Annotated in this window: 24 protein-coding genes; 14 read left to right on the forward strand and 10 right to left on the reverse strand. The window is 70.8% G+C overall.

Annotation, left to right across the window (positions count from 1 at the left end; all coding sequences use genetic code 11):
* Positions 1-522 (forward strand): PspA/IM30 family protein (locus JGS39_RS18335; protein ID WP_219570244.1); only part of this gene is annotated, 522 nt, incomplete at its 5' end.
* Between the two features lie 17 nt (positions 523-539).
* Here the strand turns inward: JGS39_RS18335 and JGS39_RS18340 are convergent.
* The 6 genes from JGS39_RS18340 to JGS39_RS18365 all read right to left on the reverse strand — a co-directional run bounded on the left by JGS39_RS18340 (position 540) and on the right by JGS39_RS18365 (position 7,755).
* Positions 540-3,104: a SpoIIE family protein phosphatase gene (locus JGS39_RS18340; protein WP_219570263.1), complete on the reverse strand. Its 2,565-nt coding sequence runs from the start codon at positions 3,102-3,104 to the stop codon at positions 540-542.
* Between the two features lie 207 nt (positions 3,105-3,311).
* On the reverse strand, positions 3,312-3,740 hold the full coding sequence (locus JGS39_RS18345; protein ID WP_219570245.1) for an ATP-binding protein: 429 nt from the start codon (positions 3,738-3,740) through the stop codon (positions 3,312-3,314).
* A 175-nt stretch (positions 3,741-3,915) separates the two neighbouring features.
* Positions 3,916-4,320: a (deoxy)nucleoside triphosphate pyrophosphohydrolase gene (locus tag JGS39_RS18350; RefSeq protein ID WP_219570246.1), complete on the reverse strand. Its 405-nt coding sequence runs from the start codon at positions 4,318-4,320 to the stop codon at positions 3,916-3,918.
* A 58-nt stretch (positions 4,321-4,378) separates the two neighbouring features.
* On the reverse strand, positions 4,379-4,579 hold the full coding sequence (locus JGS39_RS18355) for an SPOR domain-containing protein (RefSeq protein ID WP_219570247.1): 201 nt from the start codon (positions 4,577-4,579) through the stop codon (positions 4,379-4,381).
* Positions 4,580-4,844: 265 nt separating this feature from the next.
* Positions 4,845-6,578, reverse strand: a complete 1,734-nt coding sequence (locus JGS39_RS18360) for a purine-cytosine permease family protein (RefSeq protein ID WP_219570248.1) — start codon at positions 6,576-6,578, stop codon at positions 4,845-4,847.
* Positions 6,579-7,002: 424 nt separating this feature from the next.
* Entirely contained in the window at positions 7,003-7,755 is a 753-nt protein-coding gene (locus JGS39_RS18365) for a GntR family transcriptional regulator (RefSeq protein WP_219570249.1), read from the reverse strand.
* A gap of 283 nt (positions 7,756-8,038) precedes the next feature.
* On the opposite strand from JGS39_RS18365, the gene JGS39_RS18370 reads away from it, so the two are divergent.
* From JGS39_RS18370 to JGS39_RS18380, 3 genes are all read left to right on the forward strand, one after another.
* Entirely contained in the window at positions 8,039-9,424 is a 1,386-nt protein-coding gene (locus JGS39_RS18370; protein WP_219570250.1) for a glycoside hydrolase family 18 protein, read from the forward strand.
* Between the two features lie 74 nt (positions 9,425-9,498).
* A complete protein-coding gene (locus JGS39_RS18375) occupies positions 9,499-10,596 on the forward strand; it encodes a pyridoxal-phosphate dependent enzyme (RefSeq protein ID WP_236063039.1) in 1,098 nt (365 codons plus the stop codon).
* 79 nt (positions 10,597-10,675) lie between these two features.
* The gene (locus tag JGS39_RS18380; RefSeq protein ID WP_219570252.1) at positions 10,676-13,270 is read left to right on the forward strand and encodes a discoidin domain-containing protein; all 2,595 of its coding nucleotides are present in this window, start codon (positions 10,676-10,678) and stop codon (positions 13,268-13,270) included.
* On the opposite strand, the gene JGS39_RS18385 is transcribed toward JGS39_RS18380, so the two are convergent.
* The gene (locus JGS39_RS18385) at positions 13,257-14,147 is read right to left on the reverse strand and encodes a DMT family transporter (protein ID WP_219570253.1); all 891 of its coding nucleotides are present in this window, start codon (positions 14,145-14,147) and stop codon (positions 13,257-13,259) included. The genes JGS39_RS18380 and JGS39_RS18385 overlap by 14 nt on opposite strands.
* 40 nt (positions 14,148-14,187) lie before the next feature.
* Between JGS39_RS18385 and JGS39_RS18390 the strand changes: the two genes are divergently transcribed.
* Positions 14,188-14,724, forward strand: a complete 537-nt coding sequence (locus tag JGS39_RS18390) for a MarR family winged helix-turn-helix transcriptional regulator (protein WP_219570254.1) — start codon at positions 14,188-14,190, stop codon at positions 14,722-14,724.
* Between the two features lie 16 nt (positions 14,725-14,740).
* Here the strand turns inward: JGS39_RS18390 and JGS39_RS18395 are convergent, their stop codons facing one another.
* Entirely contained in the window at positions 14,741-15,382 is a 642-nt protein-coding gene (locus JGS39_RS18395) for a TetR/AcrR family transcriptional regulator (RefSeq protein ID WP_308120507.1), read from the reverse strand.
* Between the two features lie 134 nt (positions 15,383-15,516).
* Between JGS39_RS18395 and JGS39_RS18400 the strand changes: the two genes are divergently transcribed.
* Positions 15,517-16,461: an alpha/beta hydrolase fold domain-containing protein gene (locus JGS39_RS18400; protein ID WP_219570256.1), complete on the forward strand. Its 945-nt coding sequence runs from the start codon at positions 15,517-15,519 to the stop codon at positions 16,459-16,461.
* A 65-nt stretch (positions 16,462-16,526) separates the two neighbouring features.
* Complete coding sequence (locus JGS39_RS18405) at positions 16,527-17,315, forward strand: NAD(P)-binding domain-containing protein (protein ID WP_219570257.1); 789 nt, start codon at positions 16,527-16,529, stop codon at positions 17,313-17,315.
* On the opposite strand, the gene JGS39_RS18410 is transcribed toward JGS39_RS18405, so the two are convergent.
* Positions 17,304-17,672, reverse strand: coding sequence for a hypothetical protein (locus JGS39_RS18410; protein WP_236063040.1), 369 nt, complete (start codon positions 17,670-17,672; stop codon positions 17,304-17,306). The genes JGS39_RS18405 and JGS39_RS18410 overlap by 12 nt on opposite strands.
* Positions 17,673-17,977: 305 nt before the next feature.
* Here JGS39_RS18410 and JGS39_RS18415 point away from each other — a divergent pair, with 305 nt between their 5' ends.
* From JGS39_RS18415 to JGS39_RS18425, 3 genes are all read left to right on the forward strand, one after another.
* The gene (locus JGS39_RS18415) at positions 17,978-18,844 is read left to right on the forward strand and encodes a Sco1979 family transcriptional regulator (protein ID WP_219570258.1); all 867 of its coding nucleotides are present in this window, start codon (positions 17,978-17,980) and stop codon (positions 18,842-18,844) included.
* Positions 18,841-19,092 carry a DUF397 domain-containing protein gene (locus tag JGS39_RS18420; RefSeq protein WP_148020507.1) on the forward strand — a complete coding sequence of 84 codons (252 nt, stop codon included), beginning with the start codon at positions 18,841-18,843 and terminating at the stop codon, positions 19,090-19,092. The genes JGS39_RS18415 and JGS39_RS18420 overlap by 4 nt, the downstream gene beginning before the upstream one ends.
* Positions 19,093-19,176: 84 nt before the next feature.
* Complete coding sequence (locus JGS39_RS18425) at positions 19,177-19,995, forward strand: SAM-dependent methyltransferase (RefSeq protein ID WP_219570259.1); 819 nt, start codon at positions 19,177-19,179, stop codon at positions 19,993-19,995.
* Here JGS39_RS18425 and JGS39_RS18430 read toward each other — a convergent pair.
* Positions 19,985-20,191, reverse strand: coding sequence for a hypothetical protein (locus JGS39_RS18430; RefSeq protein ID WP_219570260.1), 207 nt, complete (start codon positions 20,189-20,191; stop codon positions 19,985-19,987). The two genes, JGS39_RS18425 and JGS39_RS18430, sit on opposite strands and share 11 nt — an antisense overlap.
* A 207-nt stretch (positions 20,192-20,398) precedes the next feature.
* Between JGS39_RS18430 and JGS39_RS18435 the strand changes: the two genes are divergently transcribed.
* The 4 genes from JGS39_RS18435 to JGS39_RS40945 all read left to right on the forward strand — a co-directional run bounded on the left by JGS39_RS18435 (position 20,399) and on the right by JGS39_RS40945 (position 22,532).
* Positions 20,399-20,980, forward strand: a complete 582-nt coding sequence (locus JGS39_RS18435; RefSeq protein ID WP_219570261.1) for a Uma2 family endonuclease — start codon at positions 20,399-20,401, stop codon at positions 20,978-20,980.
* Positions 20,981-21,309: 329 nt separating this feature from the next.
* Positions 21,310-21,561, forward strand: coding sequence for a hypothetical protein (locus tag JGS39_RS18440; RefSeq protein ID WP_056793853.1), 252 nt, complete (start codon positions 21,310-21,312; stop codon positions 21,559-21,561).
* The gene (locus JGS39_RS18445) at positions 21,561-21,953 is read left to right on the forward strand and encodes a cupin domain-containing protein (RefSeq protein WP_219570262.1); all 393 of its coding nucleotides are present in this window, start codon (positions 21,561-21,563) and stop codon (positions 21,951-21,953) included. Before JGS39_RS18440 ends, JGS39_RS18445 begins: the two co-directional genes overlap by 1 nt.
* Positions 21,954-22,292: 339 nt before the next feature.
* Positions 22,293-22,532 (forward strand): CPCC family cysteine-rich protein, encoded by a 240-nt coding sequence (locus tag JGS39_RS40945; RefSeq protein WP_308120509.1) that lies wholly within the window; start codon positions 22,293-22,295, stop codon positions 22,530-22,532.
* Positions 22,533-22,827 lie beyond the last annotated feature (295 nt).

Consider the following 22,827-nt stretch of genomic DNA (forward strand, 5'->3'; position numbering starts at 1 on the left):
CACAGTGAGGACGTGGCGGCGGCCGGGGAGTGGGGCGAGAAGGCGCTCGCCGCCAGCCGCAAGGCCGATGAGCTGCGGGCGGGCGGAGCGGGCCCGGACGCCGACAAGTTCGACAACCTGGCCAAGGTGGCGCTGGGCCGCCAGCTCCAGTCGGAGAAGGAGGCGAAGACGGCGGAGCCCACGATCGCCTCCCAGACCGAGGTGGTGGACAAGCTGAAGTCCGGCCTGGACCAGATGAAGGCGAAACTGACGGAACTGAAGTCCAAGCGTGACGAGCTGGTGGCCCGTGCCAAGTCCGCCCAGGCGCAGAACCAGATGATGGACTCCGTCAAGAACATCAACGTCCTCGACCCGACCAGCGAGATCAGCCGGTTCGAGGACAAGGTGCGGCGCGAGGAGGCGAAGGCGCTGGGCAAGCAGGAGCTCGCCGCGTCCTCGCTGGACGCCCAGTTCGAGCAGTTGGACACGCTGGGCGACAGCGCCGAGGTGGAGGCCCGCCTCGCCGCCCTGAAGACGACCTGAGCATTTCGGCGCCGGCCTCAGAACATGCTGAGCAGTTCCTCCACCGTGCGCTCGGCGGCCGGTGCGCCGTCGGGCAGCGGGAGTTCGAACCAGACGGTCTTGCCGCGCGGTGTCCGGCGTGACCCCCAGGCCGCGCTCAGCAGCCCGACCAGCTGGAGTCCGCGCCCGCCCTCGTCCGTGTCTCGTGCGCGCCGGCGCCTCGGCTGGACGAGGCCCGCGTCCCACACCTCGCACACGAGGGTGCGGTCGCGCAGCAGCCTCAGCCGGATCTCGCCCTCGCCGTACCGCAGGGCGTTGGTGACGAGTTCACTGACCAGCAGTTCGGTGGTGTCCACCAGGTCGTCGAGGTCCCAGGCGATCAGCCGGCCGCGGGCCAGTTCGCGGGCGCGGCCGACCGAGCGGGGCTCGCGGGGCAGCCGCCAGTCGCCGACGGCGTCGGCCGGCAGCCCTTGGATGCGTGCCATCAGCAGGGCGATGTCGTCCTCGCCGTGCCGGGTGTCGAGCGAGCTCAGTACGTGGTCGCAGACGTCCTCGAGGGGCCGGGCCGGTTCGACGAGGGCTTCGCGCAGCGCTTCGAGCCCCTCGTCCAGCGGATGGTCGCGGGACTCGACGAGGCCGTCGGTGTAGAGGGCGAGGAGGGCGCCCTCCTTGAGCTCCACCTCGACCTCCTCGAAGGGTTCGCCGCCGACGCCGAGCGGCATGCCGGGCGGTACGTCGAGGAGCAGTGCGGCTTCGCCCGGCTCGACGACGACGGGGGGCAGATGGCCGGCGTTGGCGAAGGTGCAGCGCCGGGTGACGGGGTCGTAGACGGCGTAGACGCAGGTCGCGAGATAGACCTCGGAGAGGTCCGCCTCGCGTGACTTGTGGGCGGCCCGCGAGGGCCACTGGGCACCGCCGCCCGCATCGGCCGAGGTGCCGGCGCCGGGGGTGCCGAGGCCCCGGGCGACCTCGTCGAGCGCGGAGAGGACTTCGGCGGGCTCCAGGTCGAGGAGGGCCAGGGTCCGCACGGCGGTGCGCAGTTCGCCCATGGCCACGGCGGCGCGCAGTCCGCGGCCCATCACGTCGCCGACGACGAGGGCGGTGCGGTGGCCGGGGAGCTCGATCACGTCGAACCAGTCACCGCCCACCTCGGTCGCCGTGTTGCCGGGCAGGTAGCGGCAGGCGATGTCGAGGCCGGCGGCCTCGGGGTCGCCGGGCGGCAGGAGGCTGCGCTGGAGTATCAGCGCGCGTTCGTGCTCGCGGCGGTAGAGGCGGGCGTTGTCGATACAGACGGCGGCGCGTGCGGCGAGTTCGCCGGCCAGGGCGCGGTCCCGCTCCCCGAAGGGTTCGCTGCCCTTCGTGCGGGAGAACCGCACGAGGCCGACCACGGTGTCGTGGGCGACCAGCGGCACGGCGAGCGTGGACTGGACGAAGCCGCGGTCGTCGCCGGGCACGTCCTCCACATGGCCGGTGCGCAGGGCGATGGCGCAGGGCGAGCCGAAGGGGTAACGGTGCAGGGCGCCGAGGGCCGGCGGGCCGTCGACCGTGTGGGGTTCGGCGTCGGACGAGGGATCCGGGATGCCCGGCAGGGCGTCCGACACGGCGCTGGCGAAGGCGACGCGGCGAAGTTCCGCGGACCCGCCGACCAGTTCCCCGCGCAGGGAGCCGCCGCTGCCGGGCGGCGTCTCCTCCCCGGTGAGCAGGGACTGGTAGAGGTCGACGGACGCGAGGTCGCAGAAGCCGGGTACGGCGACGTCGAGGAGTTCGCGGGCGGTCGTCTCCAGGTCGAGGGAGTTGCCGATGCGGGCGCTCGCCTCGTTGAGCAGGGCGAGGTTGCGCCGGGCGCTGGCGGCCTCCCGGGCGGCGATGTGGCGCCGGGTCACATCGGTGGCCAGTCCGGCGATGCCGATGGGACGGCCCGATCCGCTGTGCACCCGGTAGAGGTTCATCGACCAGTGGCGGCGCTCGGCGTCGCCGGGGGCGGTGCCGACGAGCTGGAGGTCGGTGACGGAGTCGCCGGTGGCCAGGACGCGTTCGAGCGTCACCGTCAGCCGGTCCGCCTCCGCGGCACCGAGGTAGTCGTGGACCGTACGGCCGCGGTGGTCGTCCGCCTGGCCGCCGAAGACGGTGGCGAACCGCTGGTTGGCCCGCACCACGGTGAGGTCGGTGCCGAACAGGACGAACCCGAAAGGAGATTGGCCGAAAATCGCCTGCGAGGCCGCGAGGTCCGTCTCGATGAGCCGCAGGGCGCGGACGTCCACCACGATGCAGACCGCGGCCCGTTCACCGGTCGCCGTCTCGCTCGGCATCACATAGATCTCGGCGAGCCCGTGCACCGCGTCCTCGCCCGGCATCCGGAAGGGGACGAGGCCCGTCCACTCCTTGCCGTCGAGCACCTCGCCGATCCGGCGGTGGCCGTCCCGGCGGAGCTCGGACGGCATGAAGGCCTCGACCGGGTCCTTGCCCATGGCCTCATGAGCGGCAACGCCGAAGAGACCGGCGGCCCGGCGGCTCCACTGCTCGATCAGGCCATCGGGGCCGATCGAGAAGGAGGCGATCCTGATGTAGTCGTAGATCGAGCCAGGTGGACTGCTCTGCCACACCACGTCGCCCGCTGTCCCAGGTATTTCGCTCACGCGACCGTCCCCTCCAGCTCACACACCGGACCGGTCCTGCCCGCAGTATTCAGCACTACGGCCCCGACCGACACGGCGTTCACGATCACAGCACGGTCTCAGTCCGTTTCGGCCAGATTCCGACCGGCCGATTCCGACCTTCCATCCGTGATCGCTGTTCGTCCCACCTCACTCCTAACCAGGCAGGGCCAGCTCGAACCACACCGTCTTGCCGCTCTTTCCGCGCCGGGTCCCCCAGCGGCGGGCCGAACAGGCCACGAGCTGCAGTCCTCTGCCGCCTTCGTCGTCGGGTCCAGCCATACGTTCGGTGGGCGGATCCGGAAGCGGATCGGAGACTTCCACGAGGAGACCGGGGCGCGCCGCGGGGCCTTCGCCATCAGGACGGGGGCGCTCCAGCCGCACTCCGATGGGACCCGCCGTGTACCGCATCGAGTTGGTCACCAGCTCGCTGACCAGCAGAACCGTCACATCGCCGACGGCGGCGTCGAGCCCCCAGCAGCTCAGCGCCTCGTGGACGGCATGCCGTGCCGTGCGCACGGCGCCGGGAACAGCCGGAAAGCTCCACTCTGCGCTGTCGCCTTCCGTATCGATCACGCCGATCACTTCCCAGGGTCGGCAACGGGAACGTCCTGAATGCGGGGGCCAAACATGACATACCCGAAATTCCGGACGAAATACCGCCACTGTCGACACGTGGGGCGTACGGGTGTAGGCGCGTGCGCACGAACGGCTGTACGTGTAGGGAGGGGGCGCACAGGGCTCGGCCAAGGGCCCCGGCTCAGCGGTGTGCGCCGCCCGGCTGCCGGCGTACGGCTTCGGCCACTGCGGGCAGGTCCTGTTCCAGCCAGTCCACCGTGCCGCTCTCACCCGGTCCGAGCCAGCGCAGCTCGTCGTGGTCCTGGAGCGGCGCGGGCACCCCGGACACCAGCCGGGCCGTCCACACGTGAAGCACATAGCCGGGCTTGAGCGGCCACTCACCGGGGATGCGCTCCAGCGGCTCCGCCTCGACGCCCAGCTCCTCGCGGAGTTCGCGTACGAGCGCCTGCTCACCGCTCTCCCCCGGCTCCACCTTTCCGCCGGGCAGCTCCCAGCGTCCGGCCAGCTCGGGCGGGCTGCTGCGGCGCGCGGCCAGCAGCCGCCCCCGGTCGTAGACGGCTCCGGCCACCACTACGCGATCAGTCATGCTGCGGAGCGTAACGCCCCGTCACCGGCGCCCGGAGAAAGGCTGCGGGGGGGGCGCACTACGGGCGGGCGGTCTGCCCTACGCGCTCGACCCAGTAGAGCTGCTTGTGGCCGTGGCTCTCCAGCTTGTCGGCGGTTCTCTGCGCCTCGTCCTGCGTGGCGTACCTGCCCACGCGGTAGCGGTTGCCGTTGTCGTCCTGCCGTATCACCAGCCAAGGAAGCACGGCACCGCTGTCGCTCATCGTGTCCCGCCCGAGCATTGCGCCCCTCCCCTGAACGGCGTGCATGTCTCTAAGGATCCCCAGGAAACCGCAGTACGCATATGCCCGAGCCTACGCCTGACCTTTACTCAACGCATGCGTAATTACACAAAGGGATACCGATCCGGCCAGGAGTGGACCAACGCCCCGGGGGCGCATCCGGACGGATGCGCCCCCGGGGCCGTTGCCCAGCGGCTTCTCGGTTACGGAGAGGGCCGGGGGCGGCCCTCAGGGACCGGCCGGGGCGGCTCCAAGGGACCGGCTCTCAGGTGCGGGCCGCTCCCTCGCGCAGTACCGGCTCCGGCATGAGGACCGGGCCGGTTGCGGGGGCCTTGCGGCAGACGTCTCCGCACTCCGCGTCCAGCGAGCAGCAGAGCGAGCAGATCGGCCCGGACTGCACGGGACAGTCGGCGATGTCCGGAAGCTCGTAGGCCGTGGCACAGACCGAGCAGGTGTGGGTGGCGGTGATGTCCGCGACCTCGGCGCCGGGACCGTTCACGGGATTGGGCCGCGCCAGGTAGTACTTCCCCTTCGTCGCCCAGGCGATCAGCGGACAGAGCGTCAGCGAGAGTCCGGCCGCGATGAAGGTCGAGAACGCCTCCGCGTACGTGCCGAACAGCCCGAAGAAGGCGAGGATCGAGACGGTCGAGGCGATCACCATCGCCCCGAATCCGGCCGGATTCACCGCGTACAGATAGGCCCGCTTGAATTCGATGTACGGGGGGCTGAGGCCGATCCGCTTGTTGATGACCAGGTCGGCGGCGACAGCGACGATCCAGGCGATGCCCACGTTGGAGTAGAAGCCCAGCAGCTTGTTGAGGGCCGCGAACATGTTCATCTCCATCAGCGTCAGCGCGATGACGAGGTTGAGGAAGATGTACCAGACCCGGCCGGGGTGACGGTGGGTGATCCGGGAGAAGAAGTTCGACCAGGACAGTGAGCCGCTGTAGGCGTTGGTCACGTTGATCTTGATCTGCGACACGATCACGAACAGGGCGGCCGCAGGCAGCGCGAACGAGCCGAGCCAGGGCTTCAGGGCCTCGATCTGCGGGGCGATCGGCTCCAGCGCGTGCGTCTTGCCGACCGCTTCCAGGGCGACGAAGGCGAGCAGCGCGCCGCCGAGCTGCTTGGCCGCGCCGATGATGACCCAGCCGGGTCCGGCGGCGAGGACGGCGAGGTTCCAGCGCCGCTTGTTGGCCTCCGTTTTCGCCGGCATGAAGCGCAGGTAGTCGGCCTGCTCGCCGATCTGCGCGATGAGCGAGAGAGCGACACCGGTGCCGAGTCCGAAGCCGATCCAGGAGAAGCCCGAACCGGCGCCTTCCGTACCGCCGAAGGAGCCGAACGCGCCCCAGGCGTCCGGCGCCTCGAAGGCGAGGACGACGAACGGCAGCACCATTCCGATGATCCAGACGGGTTGGGTCCAGGCCTGCACCTTGGCGAGTGCGCCCATGCCGCGGAAGACAATCGGTATGACGATCAGAGTGGTGATCAGATAGCCCGCCTCGACCGGGAGTCCGACGGCCTGATGCATGGCCTGGGCCATGATCGAGCCCTCCAGGGCGAAGAAGATGAAGGTGAAGGACGCGTAGATCAGCGAGGTCAGCGTCGAGCCGAAGTACCCGAATCCGGCGCCCCGGGTCACGAGGTCCATGTCCAGGCCGTACTTCGCGCAGGCACGGGCGATGGGGATGCCGGTGAGGAAGATGATCGTCGCGGCCGCCATGATCGAGGCGAATCCGCTGGTGAAGCCATAGGTGAAGACGATCGAGGCACCGATCGCGAAGTCGGCCAGGTAGGCGATCCCGCCGAGCGCGGTGCCCGCGACCGTGCCGGGCGACCAGCGCCGGAAGGAGTGCGGCGCATAGCGGAGGGAGTAGTCCTCCCTGCTCTCGTCCGCTGCGAGTTTCGCGTAGCTGCGGCTGGGAGGCGGGGCGCCGGAGCCGCCTGCGAGGTCTCCCCCGGAGGCGGTCTCCGTCTGCGTTACGGCTGTGTCCGTCATCGGTGACTTCCCGTTCGTCAGTCCGGAGTGCGGGTCCGAACGGGAAGGTAGGAGCGGGACATGACAAGCCGTCATGGTCGATGATTGCCCGGCCGTTACGGGGCCCGGGCTGCCGTTAATTCGTGGTGACGGACGCCGGACGGGCGCCGCCGGATATCGGTCACCCGACAGGAACACCGTGCCGGCCGCCCCGCCGCCCGACCGGGATCGCAGGCCGCGGAGCCCACCACCCGACCGGAACCACAGGACCGGAGGCCCGCCGCCCGACCGGGACCACAGGACCGGAGGCCCGCCGCCCGACCGGGACCGCAGGACCGGAGGCCCGCCGCCCGACCGGGACCACAGGACCGGAGGCCCGCCGCCCGACCGGGACCGCGGGTCGAGAGCGCCCGCCACCCGGCCGGACCGGACCGCGCGGCACCCTTCACCGGACCGGCAGGTGGTAGGCGACCCGGTAGCGGTCGGCCGGCACCACCACGTCGGCGGTCTCGACCGGGCGGCCCGACGCGTAGTACGTCCGCTCGATCACCATCACCACATGGCCCGGCACCCCACCGAGCGCCAGGAGCTCCTCCGCCAGCCCCGGGCGCGCGCCGACCTGTTCGGCCACGTTGTCCACGACGACATCGATCGCGGCCATCCGCTCGACCACCCCGCAACCGCCCAACGGGCCCTCCTCCGGCAGCATCACCGGCGTGCGCCCCGTGACCGCGAGGGTCTCCCAGGAGGTGGAGAGCATCATCGGCTCGCCGCCGTCCCGGAACACATAGCGCGTGCGCATCACCCGGTCACCCGGCTCGATGCCGAGCCGCTCGGCGATCTCCGGGCTCGCGCCCTCCTGTTCACTCCGGGACTCCCAGGTCCCCCGCGCACCCTCCGCCGTCTGCTCCTGCCGGAACGGACTGGCCCCCGCCTCCGACCGGAAGCCGGAACGGGCGATCCGGCGCGGGACGGGGCGCTCGCGCACATAGGTTCCGGAACCGGAACGGCCCTCGACGAGGCCCTCGGCCATCAGCACCTTGCGCGCCTCCAGCGCGACGGTGTCCGAGACCCCGTACTCCTCGCGGATACGAGCCTGCGAAGGCAGGCGCGTATGCGGCGGCAGCGAACCGTTGGCGATCTTCTCTCTCAGATCGCTCGCAACGCGCAGATAGGCGGGCTGCTCACCGAAAGTCACAGGCCACTCCCCAAGAGGTTGACAGACTGCAACAGCCTCGCAACCGTCGGTTCCAGACCGCAAGCACAGGCCAGAGTTTCACTCGAAGTGATGATTCGTCGTCGGCGTGCGCATATCCCGCCCCGGCCGCCACGAATTCGACCGTTCCGATGCCCCTCCACCCCTTGACCGCATTTGGTCCAGACCAATAGTTTCCTCTCCACACAGCACGGTCACGCACTCCCCGCACACGCACATGCCTCGCACACGCACATGCCTCCGCACACGCACAGGAACGGGCCTCATGCGTCGAAGAACCCTGTCCGGACTGGCCATTGCCGCCTGCGCCCTCTCGCTGGCCGCCACACTCACCCCCGCCGCCAACGCCACCGCGGGCCGCGACACCGATCGCGGGAACAATCACCAAAGCTCCGCGCCCGCCTACAAGCGCGTCGGCTATTTCACCCAATGGGGCGTCTACGGACGCGACTTCCAGGTCAAGGACCTGGAGACGAGCGGCACGGCGGCCAAACTCACCCACATCAACTACTCGTTCGGCAACGTGAGCGCCGACGGGAAGTGCTTCACGGGGAACGTCCCCGGCGAGGCCGACGCCTGGGCCGACTACGTCCGCCCGCTGGACGCGGCAGGCTCGGTGGACGGCGTGGCCGACACCGACGACCAGGCCCTCGCCGGCAACTTCAACCAGCTGCGCGAGCTCAAGGCCAAGCACCCCGGCCTCAAAGTGATGATCTCGCTCGGCGGCTGGAGCTGGTCCACCCACTTCTCGGACGCGGCCCGCACTCCCGCCTCCCGCAAGGCCTTCGTCTCCTCGTGCATCGACCTGTACATCAAGGGCAACCTGCCGGTGGACGGGACGCGCGGCGGCGAGGGCGCGGCAGCCGGTCTCTTCGACGGCGTGGACATCGACTGGGAATGGCCGGGATCCGCCGGTGACACCGACACGGTGTACCGCCCCGAGGACAAGCGGAACTTCACGGCGCTGGTCCACGAGTTCCGTACCCAGCTCGACGCGTACGCGAAGACCAGCGCGGCCTCGCGCAAGGGCGGCCACCACAGCTCGAAGCCCAAGCACTACGACCTCTCGGCGTTCGTACCCACGTCCCCCGAGAAGATCGACGCCGGCTTCGACGTCCCGCGCATCATGCGGGACTTCGACTTCGTGAACCTCCAGGGCTACGACTTCCACGTCTCGGGCGAGAAGACCACCGCGCAGCAGTCCGCGCTGTACGCGAAGGGCGACTTCAGCGTCGACCAGACCGTGCGCGACTGGCTGAAGCGCGGCGCCCCGGCCCGCAAGCTCGTGATGGGGATGCCGTTCTACGGCCAGGGCTGGACCGGTGTGACCGGTGGCGGCGACGGCCTCGGACAGCCCGCCGCGGCCCCCGCCCCCGCGACCTGGGCCGCCGGTTACGAGGACTACAAGGCCCTCAAGAAGCTGGCCGAATCCGGTACGTACAAGGTCCACCGCAACGTCCGTGACGGCAGCGCCTGGCTGTTCGACGGCACCACGCTGTGGACGTACGACGACCCGCAGGTCCTGCGCACCAAGACCGCCTACATCCGCGACCACCGGCTCGGCGGCGCGATGTTCTGGTCGCTGGACGGGGACACGGAGGACGGCGAGCTGATGACCGCCGTCGACCGCGGACTCGGCCGGCACCGGTAAGCGCCTCCGGGGCAGCCGCGACACCGCGGCTGCCCCGGACTCCGCCCCGCCGCCCGGCTGGCATGCTGGCCGTCATGGCCTCCACGTACCACTGCCCGCAGGACGGCACCCGTGCCGACGTCACCTCGCTCACCTGGTGCTGCCCGGTCTGCCGCGGCCCATGGGACCTGGACTTCGAGAGCGCGGGCCCGCTGCGTCCCGGCGAACTGCCCGGCCGGGTCAACTCCCTGTGGCGTTACGAGGAGGTCCTGCCGCTCTCCTCCCCCGCGACCACGCTCGGCGAGGGCCGCACCCCGCTGGTTCCGCTCACCGGCACGGTCTCGGCCAAACTCGACTTCCTCATGCCGACGCTCTCCTTCAAGGACCGCGGCGCGGTGATGCTCGCGGAGCTGGCCCGCCGTCTCGCCCCGGAGCGCGTCGTGGCGGACAGCAGCGGCAACGCGGGCACAGCCGTCGCCGCGTACTGCGCCCGCGCCGCACTGCCCTGCACGGTGTACGTCCCCGAGGGCACGTCCGCGAAGAAGACCGAGCAGATCCGGGCGCACGGCGCCCGGCTGGAAGTCGTCCCCGGGAACCGCGAGGCGACCGCGCGAGCGGCCCGCACCGCCGCCGGCGCACCCGGCACCTTCTACGCCTCGCACGTCTTCAACCCGTACTTCCTGCACGGCACGAAGACATACGTGTACGAGCTCTGGGAGGACCTCGGCGGCCGGCTCCCGGACGTCATCGCCGTACCGGTCGGCAACGGCACGCTGCTCCTCGGCGCCGCCCTGGCCACCGCGGAACTCCTCGCGCAGGGCCTGATCGACACCCGCCCCGCGCTGGTCGCCGTCCAGGCCGAGGCCGTGTCCCCGCTCGCCGCGGCCTTCCACGCCGGGGCCGAGGACCTCCTCGACGTCCCCGCCACCGCCACCCCCACCCTCGCCGAGGGCATCGCCATCCCGAGCCCGCCGCGTGCGCGGGCGATCCTGGCGGCGGTGCGGGAGTCGGGCGGCACCTTTCTGACGGTGACCGAGGATCAGATCCGTGCGGCGCAGCTGGATCTGGCCGCCCGTGGCTTCTACGTGGAGACGACGGGCGTGGCCTGCTGGGCGGCGGTGGGCGGCTGGACGGACCGCAGCGTCGTCGTACCGCTGTGCGGCGCGGGGCTCAAGACGGGGCTCGCGGCCTGAGCGTCCCCGCGCCGCACGTCAGCCGTTCACCCGCGCGCCGTGCCCCGCCGCGCCGCGCCCGCTTCCCTACGTTCGTACCGTGAGCCTTTCGCGTACCTCTCTCCTCACCTCCCTCGTCGCCTGCGCCCTGATCGCGCCGCTGCCGCCCGTCGCGTCCGCCACCGGCCGGCCGTCGCCCGCCGCGCCGGCCGTGGCCTGCGGCCGCGACACGGATCCCGCCTGGGCGCCGACGTCCACGACGTTCGGCGAGGCCGCGGGCTACGACCCCTACGTCGGCAACGGCTACCTGGGGCACCGCGTACCGGCCGCGGGCGCCGGGTACGCCGATCGCGAGGAGAAGACCGGCTGGCCGCTGTTCACCCCCCGCTACGACGGGGCGTTCGTCTCCGGGCTCTTCGGCCGCGAGGAGGATCTGGCGGCGGGCCGCGAGGTGGCCGCCGCGCTGCCGAGCTGGACGAACCTCGATGTACGGGTGGGCGCGGAGACGTACGGCTCCGCCACCCCGGCCGGACGCGTCTCCCGGTACCGCCAGACGGTGTTCCTGCGGTGCGGGCTGGTGCGCACGTCGCTGCGCTGGACCACGTCCGACGGGCGCGCGACCGACCTGACGTACGAGGTGCTGGCCGACCGCTCCGACGTGCACACCGGTGCCGTGCGGCTGCGGATGACCCCGCACTGGACCGGCACCGCGACGGTCACCGGCCGGCTCGACCCGCGCGGCGCACGCCGGATCGACCTGGAGGACGACGGGACTTTTCGCACCCGGGGCACGGGGACGGCGGGCGCGATCGTGCAGACGGTGCGCCCCGCGGGCGCGAACGGGCTGGCTTCCCGGGTGACTTCGGGGCGTACCTACTCGTACCTGAAGTACGTCGGGGTGGACACCGCGCTCACCTCGCGCGCCCCGCGCACCACCGCGCGCGAGGCGTCCCGGCGCGCGGCGCGGCGCGGCTGGTCCGCCGTGCTCGCCGAGAACGCCGCCGTCTGGCGCCGCGACTGGTCCGCCGACGTGTCCGTGCCGGGCAGCCCCGAACTGCAGAAGTGGCTGCGCTCGGCCCAGTACGGGCTCCTCGCCTCCACCCGCACCGGCTCCCGCGACAGCATCGCCCCGGCCGGTCTGACCAGCGACAACTATGCGGGCATGGTGTTCTGGGACGCGGAGACCTGGATGTACCCGGGGCTGCTCGCCACCCGCCCCGAACTGGCCCGCTCGGTGGTGGAGTACCGCTACCGGACGCGCGACGAAGCCCGTACGAACGCCGAGAAGCTCGGCTACAAGGGCCTGTTCTACCCGTGGACGAGCGCGAGCAAGGGCAATCTCTGGTCCGAGTGCCAGAGCTGGAACCCGCCGCACTGCGTGACCCAGAACCATCTCCAGGGCGATGTGTCCCTGGCCGTCTGGCAGTACTACCTGGCCACCGGCGACCGCGACTGGCTGGCCGGCCACGGCTGGCAGATGCTCCAGGGCATCGCCGACTTCTGGGCCTCGCGCGCCACCGCGAACGACGACGGCAGCTACTCGGTGAAGGAGGTCGCGGGCCCTGACGAGTACAGCAACGGCGTCACGGACGGGGTGTTCACCAACGCCGTCGCGGCCACCGCGCTGCGCAACGCCACCCGCGCGGCGCAGCTCCTCGGGCACCCGGCCCCGGAGAAGTGGACCCAGGTCGCGGACGGCCTGCGCATCCCGTACGACCCGGAGCGGGGGCTGTACCTCCAGTACGCGGGGTACGACGGCTCGACGATCAAACAGGCCGACACGGTCCTGCTGATCTATCCGCTGGAGTGGCCGATGGAGCCGGGTGCGGCAGCCTCGACGCTCGACTACTACGCGGCGCACACCGATCCGGACGGCCCGGCGATGACGGACTCGGTCCACGCGATCGACGCGGCCGCGATCGGGGAGCCGGGCTGTGCCACGTACACGTATCTCCAGCGTGCGGTACGGCCGTTCATGCGCGGCCCGTACGCCCTCTTCAGTGAGGCGCGGGGCGAGAAGGCGGGTGCGCAGGACCCGTTGTCCGGCTTCCCCGCCGAGGACTTCCTCACCGGCAAGGGCGGCTTCCTCCAGGTGTTCACACACGGGCTGACGGGCCTGCGTCTGAGGGAGGACGGGGTGCGCCTGGACCCGATGCTGCCGCCGCAGCTGAGCGACGGCGTGAACCTGACGGGCCTGCGCTACCGGGGGCGTACGTACGACATCGCGATCGGCCCCCGGACGACCGAGGTCCGGCTCGCCTCGGGCGCCCCGTTCACCCTCCACACCCCGTCCGGCGCCCGCACCCTGTCGGGCTCCCTCACCCTCCCCACGCGCCGCCCGGACCTGACCCCGACCACCGACGCGGCCCGTTGCCGCCCGGCGACCGCGACGTCCGAGACGCCCGGCCTGTACGCGGCCGCGGCGGTGGACGGCAGTGCGGCGACGGCTTGGTCCCCCGACGCGCAGGAGGGCAGCCTGACGGTGGACCTGGGGCGGGCGGCCCCGGTGACGCAGATCGCGCCCGCGTGGACGGACGTGCCCCCGGCGTCGTACCGCCTGGAGACGTCGGCCGACGGCCGGAACTGGCATCCGTACCGGGCGGGGGCGGTGGCCCGCGAAGTGCGGGTGACGGTCCGTTCGACGGACGCTGCCGAGCTTTCGGGTGTACGGGAACTGAGGGTCACGCAGCCTTAGCGCGCGTGCGGCGGGCCCCGGCCGCCCGGCGGCGCACTGCCGGCCGGCCGAGCAGGATCCCGGCCAGTACGAGGACGAGCCCGCACATCTGCCGGAGGGTGAGCGGCTCACCGGCGATCGCGGTGCCGAGCAGCACTCCGGTCACCGGGTTGAGCAGCCCGACCAGGCCGACGGTCGCGGCGGGCAGATGGCGCAGCCCCGCGAACCAGGCGGCGAAGGCGAGCGCGGTCGCCACCACGGTGACGTAACCGAAGGCGAGCACGGCCGGGCCGTCGAGCGCGGGCGGGGTGCCTTCCACGGCTGCGGCGAGGGGCAGCAGCAGGAGGCCGCCGGCGATCAGCTGCCAGGAGGCGGAGGCGAGGACGTCGGTCCCCGCGCCCCAGCGCTTGGTGAGGATGTAGCCGAGGGACGACATCAGCAGGGCGGCCACCGAGGCCAGCACCCCGCGGATGTCGGCGGAGACGGTTCCGGTCAACAGCATGAGGCACACCCCGCCGATGCCGGCGGCAGCGCCCAGCAGGGGCAGGGGCCCCGGCCGCTCGGCGACGAGCGCCCAGGCGATCAGCATCATGGCCACCGGCGAGGCAGCCATGATCGTCGAAGCGGTGCTGGTCGGAAGCAGCTGCGCGGCGACGTACACGAGGGCGAAGAACCCGCCCATGTTCAGGACGCCGAGGACGGCCGCCTTCCACCACCAGGAGCCGCGGGGCCGTTGCCGCCGGACGGCCAGCAGCAGCAGCCCGGCGGGCAGGGCCCTGAAGGCGGCGCCGTACAGCGGGGTCCCGGCGGGCAGATAGGCGTGGGTGACGTAGTAGTTGGTGCCCCAGGCCACCGGGGCAATCGCCGTGATGAGCACCCACCGCAAGGTAGCTTCCATGGAAGCTACTATACCTTCCTGGGAAGCTACAATTGAGGCCATGCCGGAATCCGCTGATCCCACCTCCATCCCTCAGCCCCTGGACCACGTGGCCCGCATCCAGGCCGAGTGGGCGCGCGAGCGCCCCGACCTCGACGTGCGCCCGCAGGGCGTGATCGGCCGCCTGCACCGGCTGGCCGCGCTGCTCACGGAGGAACTGTGCGTGGTCTACCGCCGGTTCGGCCTGAGCGAGGGCGAGTTCGACGTGCTGGCCGCGCTGCGCAGGGCAGGGGATCCCTTCGAGCGGGCGCCCGGCGAACTGGCCACGCACACCATGGTCACCACCGGCGCGATGACGAAGCGCATCGACCGCCTGGAACGCGCGGGCCTGGTCACCCGCCGCCGGGCAGCCGTCGACGGCCGCGCCCGCGTGGTCGCCCTCACCCCGGCCGGCCGCGATCTGATCGACCGGGCCTTCACCGAGCACATGCGCAACGAGCGCCGCCTCCTGGACACCCTGGGCGGGGACGAGGCGGCGGCGCTGGAGTCGCTGCTGACGACGTGGCTGGAGCGGGCGGAGCCGCCGCGGAGCGGCTGAGCGCTTTCGCGCCCGCTCAGGCCGGGCGGGGCGCCTGCCCCCTGATCCCGTCGAGGACGATGCCGAGCATCCGGTCGAACTCCGCGACCGAACCGAAGCCGGCCCACCGGGACGCCAGAGCAGCCATGCCGGGGTACGCATCGGGGTCGAACTCGGGCACGGGAGCGGGCCCCTCGGGGCCACTGCCGGTGCAGGCCAGCAGGTGACCGTTGAGGAAGCCGAACAGCACCATGGGGGCATCCGCGGCCACCCGGTCGGGCAGCCCGGCCGCACGCATCGCGGAGACCAGGCGCTCCAGAGCGGCAAGGGCCACGGGCGAGGTCTGGGCACGGGTGACCAGCAGCGGGAACACCCGAGGATGCCGGTACGCCATGTCCCGGTAGGAGTGGGCCGTTCGCCGGGCGACGCCCTCCCAGTCGTGCGGCGCACCCTCCGGAACGGCCACCACCTCGGCCAGCACCGCTTCGGAGATCACGTCCAGCAGCGCGGCCTTGCCCTTGACGTGGTGGTACAGCGACATCGGATCGACCCCGAGCTCCTCGGCGAGCCGCCGCACCCCGAAACGTTCGAGACCGTCGCGGTCCACGAGCGCGACGGCCGCGACCGCGATCCGCTCCCGGTCGAGCCCCGCCGAGGTGCCCCGTGCGCGTCTGGCCACACCCACCCTCTCCTTTGCCCCTCTGGATCCCCTTGCCAAATCTACGTCGTAGAACTTAGCGTGCATCTCGAAACCTACGTCGTAGGTTTCACTGACCGGCTTGCCGGGAGCACGGGAACGCGGAGGAGAGAGCGATGAGCGAGATCACTACCGCAGAACGGCCGCCGCAGCCGGACTGGCCGTCGGTGACGGCCGAGAGTCTGGCCGCCTACCGTGTCGCGGAGAACGCCTGGCGGGCGTCCGGCGCGGCACGGACGGTCCTCGGGCAGCCCGATCCGGGCGCCACGATCGACTGGCGCCAGGTGGCGCTGCCCGGCCGCGACGTACCGGTGCGCGTGTACCGGCCGAGCGGCGCCACCGGGGCCCCGCTCCCCCTCGTACTCCACGTGCACGGCGGCGGATTCGTGGGCACCGCGGTCCAGTGCGACTGGGCCAACAGCCACCTCGCCGCCCGCCTCCCGGCGCTCGTCGTCTCGGTCGAGCACCGGCTCCTGGACTGGGAGACCTCGCTCTCCGCGGCCGCCGACGACGGCTGGGACGTACTCCAGCACGTGGTGCGGCACGCCGGCCGATGGGGCGTCGACCCAGCCAGGGTGGCCGTCTTCGGCGAGAGCCTCGGCGCGCTGATCAGCGCCCTGTCGGCGATCCGGGCCAGGGAATCCGGCCTGGGGCTCATGGCGCAGGTACTGGTCAACCCCGCCGTCGACGTGACCGGGACCATGTACGAGCACGCCTCGATGGCCGCGCACGGATACGGAGCCGGCCCCACCGTTGCGCAACTGAGGCTGCTCCAGCGCCTCGCGCTGCCGCCGGGCACCGATGCGCGCACGCTCTCCCCGCTGTACGCCGAGGAACTGGGCGGGCTCGCGCCGGCGCTCGTGGTGGTGCCGACGCAGGACGCGGTGGCCGATCACGGCCGCCGCTACGCGGAGCGGCTGCACGCGGCGGGGACGACGGTGCGGCTCACCGCATACCCGGAAGCGGTGCACGCCTTCCTCAGCCTGCCGGGGGTGCAGCCGCAGGCGGTACCCGCCCGCGCGGAGATCCTCGGATTCCTCCGCGCCGCCCTGCCGGAGTGAGGGGCGCGATCGATCGGCCCGTCCCCGTTCGCCTCGCACCACTCACCAGGGAGGACAACGACACCGTGAAACGCATCGGCATCATCGGAGTGGGAGAGATCGGCCGGGCCCTCGTGGAGGGCCTGTGCGGCACGGGCGGCCCGGCGCCCGAGGTGTTCCTCTCGCCGCGCGGCGCCCGCACGGCCGCCGGACTGTCCGAGCGGTACGGCAGCGTCCACGTCTGCGTGGACAACCAACAGGTCGTGGAACGCGCCGAGTTGATCGTCGTCGCGGTACGCCGTCAGGACCGGCACGAGGCGCTGGACGGTCTCCGGGTGGACGGCTCCAAAGTGGTGGTCAATGTGATGGCCGGGGTCCCCGACGACGAGCTGCGCGATCTGCTCGCCACGGACGCCCCGCTGGTGCGTGCCATCCCGCTGCCTTCCGTACGCGAACGGCGTTCCGTCACCGTGACGTACCCGTCGCACCCGGTCGTCGACGCCTTCTTCGGGCAGCTCGGCGGGGCGCTTCCGGTCGCGGACGAGGCGGCGTTCGACGTCTTCTCCGCCCTGACCGGGACACTCACCACCCATTACGCCTACCTCGCCGCGCTCACCTCATGGGCCACCGGGCACGGCATCCCCGCCGACGACGCGGAGCACTATGTGCGGGACCTCTTCCAGGCCGTGGGCAGCGCCCTGGGTGACGGAAGCCGCTCCCTGCAACGCCTCGCCGCCGACCACGAGACCTCCGGGGGCAACAACGAACGCATCCGGACCACCTGGTTCGACCGGGCCAACACCGCCACCCTCGAGAGCGCGCTCGACGGGCTCCTCACCGATCTGCGGCGCCCGGGCGGGGAATCAGCCCCGTGACGACAGGGGCGGCCAGGTGTAGCGGACGCGGACGCCCTGGTCGTGCAGCCAGGCGGCCTCGCGGTGCCGGAGTTCGCTGGCGGACTCCGGGGCGATGGCGCTGGGCCAGCGGACGAGTACCGCGGTGACGTCGCCCGTCTGTGCCAGCTGTCTCACCCGCCGCCACCCTCTGCGCCGGGCCGGGTCGGGCTCACCGTACGTATCGGTGACGACCTCGGCGATCGTCAGTCCGCGTTCCCGGGCGAACGCGCGGCCTTCCTTCTGGGCGCGCTGCGTCGCTTCACCGGGCACGCCCCGGGCGCGGTCTGCACATACGTACAGCACTACGGGAGAGACGGTTTCCTCGTGGGGGGTCATGGGCGCCTTCCGTAGGTGGATCGAAGAGGAGGGATTCCACCGCGTGAGGGGACGCGGAGGGGCTCGACTCAGCCCGGACGGACGTGCGTTCGGCTCGTACCGGGCGTGCGGAGCGACGGCCGCCCGCTCCGGGCCGGATCCTGCGTCATTGCTGTGACTTGACCGCTCACCCATCCACTATGCGCGTGATAACAGTCACGCTGCAACCGACTCCCTGATAATTTCAGCAGCACGCTTATCAGTCTGGCCTCAACATCAAATGGCTGTAAGAATGGGGTTGTTGACGGTTTCTCAGGAGGTTGGGCGTGAGTGATGCCCGTTCCGGCACCAGTGCTCCGACAGTCCTGCGCATGATCCTCGGCCGTCGGCTGCAGGAGATGCGGCTCGGCGCCGGTGCCTCGCTGGAGGACGCGGCAAAGGCACTGCGCGTGACGACCCTGACGATCCGCCGGCTGGAGAAGGCCGAGGTCGCGCTGAAGCCGCTCTACGCCGAGAAGCTACTGGAGACCTTCGGCGCGGACCGTCAGGAGATCGACGAGTTCGTCGACCTGGCCGAACAGGCCAACAAGCCCGGCTGGTGGCACTCCTATCGCGACGCCGTCCCCAGCTGGTTCACCGCATACGTCAGCCTGGAGTCCGGCGCCAAGACCCTCCGTACGTACGAACCCCAGTACGTCACCGGCCTTCTGCAGACCCCCGCATACGCACACGCCGTGCTGCGCGGCGGCCTGCCGAACGGCAGCGAGGAGGAACTCGCACGCCGCGTGGAGCTGCGGCTGCACCGCCAGAAGCTGCTGGAGGGGGAGGACGCGCCCACGTTGTGGGTGGTCATGGAGGAAGCCGTCCTGCACCGGGTGGTGGGTGGCGCGCACGTGATGCGGGAGCAGCTGGAGCGGCTCCTGGACGTCTCCGAGCTCGCACACGTGAGCATCGACATCGTGCCGTTCACCGCGGGCGCGCATCTCGGAGCGTGTGCGCCGTTCACCTATTTCCGGTTCGAGGAACCCGAACTGCCCGACATCGTCTACAGCGAACTCCTGTCCGCCTCCGTCTATCTGGACCAGCGCGCGGACGTCGTCTCCCACCTCGAAGCACATTCCCGTATGGCGCTGATGACATCGTCCGAGGACAGCAGGGCGCTCTTGAACCGCATGCGCAAGGAGTACTCATGACGATCACCGACGAGGGCGTCTACAACGGCATGCCGGCCCGCAATCTCGGGGAACAGGGCTGGGAGCGGCCCTGGAGCGGGCCGAACGGCGGTCAGTGCGTCGAGACGAAGCAACTGGCCGACGGCCGCGTCGCCGTACGTCAGTCCACCGACCCGGCCGGGCCGGCGCTCATCTACACACCGGAGGAGATCGCCGCGTTCGTCCGCGGGGTCAAGGAGGGCCTGGCGGATCACCTGGCCGCCGGGTGAACCGGCAACGGGCGTGAGGGACGACGGCACCGGCTCCCGTCCCAGGCCTGCGGGCCGACAGACAACACGTACGAAGGGAAGAACATGAGCACCAGGCAGGCCGGCCAGGACCTCGACACGAGCAAGGCGCACTCCGCCCGGATGTACGACTACTTCCTCGGCGGCAAGGACCACTTCGAGATCGACAAGGAGGCGGCCCTGGTGGCCGCCCAGGCCCACCCCGGCATCTACGTGACCGCGCGCGAGAACCGGGCGTTCATGCACCGGGCCACCCGCGCCCTGGCGCAGGAGCACGGGATCCGCCAGTGGCTCGACATCGGTACGGGCATCCCGACCGAGCCCAACCTGCACCAGGTCGCGCAGTCCGTCGTACCCGACGCCCACGTCGTGTACGCGGACAACGACCCGCTCGTCCTCAAGTACGCCGAGCGCCTCATGCGCAGCACGACTCAGGGCCGTACGGCCTACGTACAGGCCGACGTCACGGACCCCGACGCGCTGATGAGCGCCGTGGAGGACTCGGGGGTCCTGGACTTCGACCGGCCCATCGCCCTCTCCCTCAACGCGCTCATGCACTTCATCACCGACCCGCACGACCCGTACGCCATCGTCCGCCGGCTCCTCGACCCGCTCCCGGCGGGCAGCGCCCTCGCCATGAACCACTGCACGCCCGACTTCGACCCGGTCACCTGGAACAAGGTCGCGGAGGTCTACACGAAGTCCGGGTCGCCGGTGCAGTTCCGTTCCCACAGCGATGTCCGCCGCTTCTTCGACGGACTCGACCTGGTCGAACCGGGCATCTGCTGCTGCCACCGCTGGCGGCCCGCCACCCCCGCCGCGGGCGAGCCGGAGATCGAGGACGCCCAGATCAGCCTGCTGGCAGGCGTGGGCATCAAACGCTAGGCCCCTCAGGGCTGGCATTGTTCTCCAACACCCCATGGAGAAACGGTCGTTGTGGATCGCCATCGATCCCGGGCGTCGCCACGTCAGCGCCGCCCGTCACAGCCGCGGCGCGATACCCCACCCCGTGCGTCACGCTGCCGACCACACCGAGCGGCCACCGGGGCGCTCCGCCCGCGCGGGTTTCCGCGCGAAGCACGAAGCGCCACCCCGACCAGCCCGCCCACGTGCCGGTCGACTACTCGCCCGACTCGCCGCTCCCGATGTTCTCGGACGAGGCGAGTCCCTGATGAGCGTGCAGCGCAGGCGCGGGCAGACGGCCCGCGTTTGGGTGACGGGGGCGGTTCTCGTTTCGGCCGTCGTCGACCTCGTGGTCCGGACCTCGCTGAGTCGCTACGGTTGAGCCATGACCGCACTGCCCGACTGGATGCGCCCGCCTCGCGCGGAAGGCTGGTTCGCGGAGGACCTGGACCGCCTCCCGGAAGCACCGCGCCACACCGAGCTGATCGACGGAGCCCTCGTATTCATGATGTCCCCGCAGCGGTGGTGGCACGGCCATCTCGTCACGATGCTCACCGTGGCTCTCATGGAGCAGGCGCCGGCCGACGTAAGGGTCGGACGGGAGATGACCATCAAACTCGATCAACGCAATCGGCCCGAGCCGGATCTGCTGGTGACGACGGCCGACTTCGACGGTGACCGCACCTGGTTCGCACCGGATGAAGTACGACTCGCCGTCGAGGTGGTTTCCCCCGAGTCCGCGCACCGGGACCGCACGGTAAAGCTCCACAAATACGCAGAGGCCGGCATCCCGCACTACTGGCGCATCGAGGACGAGGACGGAGCACCCGTCGTCCACGTCTACGAACTCGACGAGCCAACCGCCACCTATGTACCCGTTGGCATCTTCAGGGGCTCGCTCAACCGTCCGGTGCCCTTCGAGATCAACCTCGACCTGGAGAAGCTCGCTCCACCCCGCCACAGCTGAGTGAGCACCAAGTCAGCACGGAGATGCGGTGGGGCCGGACTTACCCAAGTCCGACCCCTCTGACCAGCATTCTTGACGAAATACTAGCTTGCAGTAATCAACTCGCCACACGTTGAAGCAGAAATGTCTGCGGTCTGATCCTGACCTGCGAAGGAGCCTCATCCAGGGCCCTGGCCAGCCATTTCTCCGTTGGCTCGCGTTGGCCTGCGACGGGCGCTTACGGGTGTCCTGCGGACTCTCTGCGGACCGGACGGATACCCGTCCGCACAGTCCGCGCGGCCACGACCATTTACACCCAGAGACTTACGACCACCGGTAGCATGGGCACCATGAGCGGTAGCAAGAAGTACTCGATCAGCCTGCCCGAGGACCTCGCCGAAGCCGCACGCGCCCACGTCGGGCCCGGCGGTTTCTCCTCCTACGTCGCCGAGGCCCTCGAACAACGGGTCGCCATGGACAAGCTCCGGGAGATCGTCGCCGACTTCGCGACCGACAATGACGAGCTCACCCGCGAGGAGGTCGAAGCCGCCCGCACGCTGCTGCGCCATGACCACCGGCAGGTCGGCGGGGCCGCAGCCTGATGCCCGGCACCCTACTGCTCGACAGCGAAGGCCTCTCCAAGCTCTACCGCAAGGACCGCACCGTCATGGCCCTGATCCAAGCGGCGACAGAGGAAGGCATCCGCGTGGCCACAAGCGCCATGACCACCCTCGAGGCCGACTACGAGCGCATTCACCCCGCCCGGATCAAGTGGGTCCTCTCCCGCGTCGACGTTCACGACGTCACCAAGGAGATCACCGATCAGGCCGCAGCCCTCCTGCGCAGCCACCGCCTCCACGGCCACAAGTACGCCATCGACGCCGCCTTCGCCGTCATCGCCCGCACCGCACCCCAGCCAGTCACCGTCCTGACCTCCGATCCCGAGGACCTGACGCTCCTGTGCGGCCCCGCCGTAGAGGTCGTCAAAGTCTGAACGCCGACCGCAGTCACACCAACCAGACCCGTCACCAACACCTCAGCGCTCCGCGGCACAAGGACTCCACGCGGACGTACACCTGCGCCCGACCCGCCAACAAGCGGGCCGGGCACTCCTCTTGACTGCTCGTCAGACGTTGAAGCGGAACGTCTGCGGCCCGATCCTGACCTGCGGCGGAGCTCCCTCCAGGGCTCTGAACTGGGGTTTCTTCGTTGGCAGGCGTTGGCTCCCGACGGCCGTTTACGGGTCTCCTGCGGACTGACTGCGGACTGGTCGGGCAGGCGGAGGCCGAGAAGACCATGGCACCCGGGCGGGACCGGTAACGAGACTGCGCAGGTGAGCGACTCCTACCCCTGCCCGTGCTGTGGACACCGCGTTCTCGACGCCATGCCCGGCTCCTACGAGATCTGCCCAGTCTGCTTCTGGGAGGACGACGGCATCCAGTTCCGCTGGCCGACCATGGACGGCGGAGCGAACAAGATCTCCCTGATCGAGGCGACCAGCCCGGCCGACAGTACGTCCGTCCTCCGGCCGAGGACGAGCCGCTCGACCCTGTCTGGCGCACCATCGACCTGACGCGTGACCCCTTCGAGGACTGGGAAGCCGAGGACCGCGTCCCGTGGCCCGGTGACCGCTCGGTGCTCTGCTGGTGGCTCCCCACCTCCTGGCGTCGCGACCTCCCTGGCGGCATCATGACGTCCCCCATCGAAGGCCCTCGTCCAACAGCTCGACGGTGACGACGACGCCTCGTACGCCGCCCGCGTGCAGCTGGTCGGCATCGACCCATCGGCATCCGCTGGCCGAACTCGGCGCCCCACCCCCATCACACCCCCGCTCGCCGCCCGCCTGCGCAATACCACCGACTCAGACA

It is taken from the genome of Streptomyces poriferorum, from assembly GCF_019399235.1.
Taxonomy (GTDB): domain Bacteria; phylum Actinomycetota; class Actinomycetes; order Streptomycetales; family Streptomycetaceae; genus Streptomyces; species Streptomyces poriferorum.

Bases quoted from the DNA above. Each gene is read 5' to 3' on its own strand.
- JGS39_RS18350 (WP_219570246.1), bottom strand. From the start codon at position 4,320: ATGACTGATCGCGTAGTGGTGGCCGGAGCCGTCTACGACCGGGGGCGG.
- JGS39_RS18355 (WP_219570247.1), bottom strand. From the start codon at position 4,579: ATGCTCGGGCGGGACACGATGAGCGACAGCGGTGCCGTGCTTCCTTGG.
- JGS39_RS18360 (WP_219570248.1), bottom strand. From the start codon at position 6,578: ATGACGGACACAGCCGTAACGCAGACGGAGACCGCCTCCGGGGGAGAC.
- JGS39_RS18370 (WP_219570250.1), top strand. From the start codon at position 8,039: ATGCGTCGAAGAACCCTGTCCGGACTGGCCATTGCCGCCTGCGCCCTC.
- JGS39_RS18375 (WP_236063039.1), top strand. From the start codon at position 9,499: ATGGCCTCCACGTACCACTGCCCGCAGGACGGCACCCGTGCCGACGTC.
- JGS39_RS18385 (WP_219570253.1), bottom strand. From the start codon at position 14,147: ATGGAAGCTACCTTGCGGTGGGTGCTCATCACGGCGATTGCCCCGGTG.
- JGS39_RS18390 (WP_219570254.1), top strand. From the start codon at position 14,188: ATGCCGGAATCCGCTGATCCCACCTCCATCCCTCAGCCCCTGGACCAC.
- JGS39_RS18400 (WP_219570256.1), top strand. From the start codon at position 15,517: ATGAGCGAGATCACTACCGCAGAACGGCCGCCGCAGCCGGACTGGCCG.
- JGS39_RS18410 (WP_236063040.1), bottom strand. From the start codon at position 17,672: ATGACCCCCCACGAGGAAACCGTCTCTCCCGTAGTGCTGTACGTATGT.
- JGS39_RS18420 (WP_148020507.1), top strand. From the start codon at position 18,841: ATGACGATCACCGACGAGGGCGTCTACAACGGCATGCCGGCCCGCAAT.
- JGS39_RS18425 (WP_219570259.1), top strand. From the start codon at position 19,177: ATGAGCACCAGGCAGGCCGGCCAGGACCTCGACACGAGCAAGGCGCAC.
- JGS39_RS18435 (WP_219570261.1), top strand. From the start codon at position 20,399: ATGACCGCACTGCCCGACTGGATGCGCCCGCCTCGCGCGGAAGGCTGG.
- JGS39_RS18440 (WP_056793853.1), top strand. From the start codon at position 21,310: ATGAGCGGTAGCAAGAAGTACTCGATCAGCCTGCCCGAGGACCTCGCC.
- JGS39_RS18445 (WP_219570262.1), top strand. From the start codon at position 21,561: ATGCCCGGCACCCTACTGCTCGACAGCGAAGGCCTCTCCAAGCTCTAC.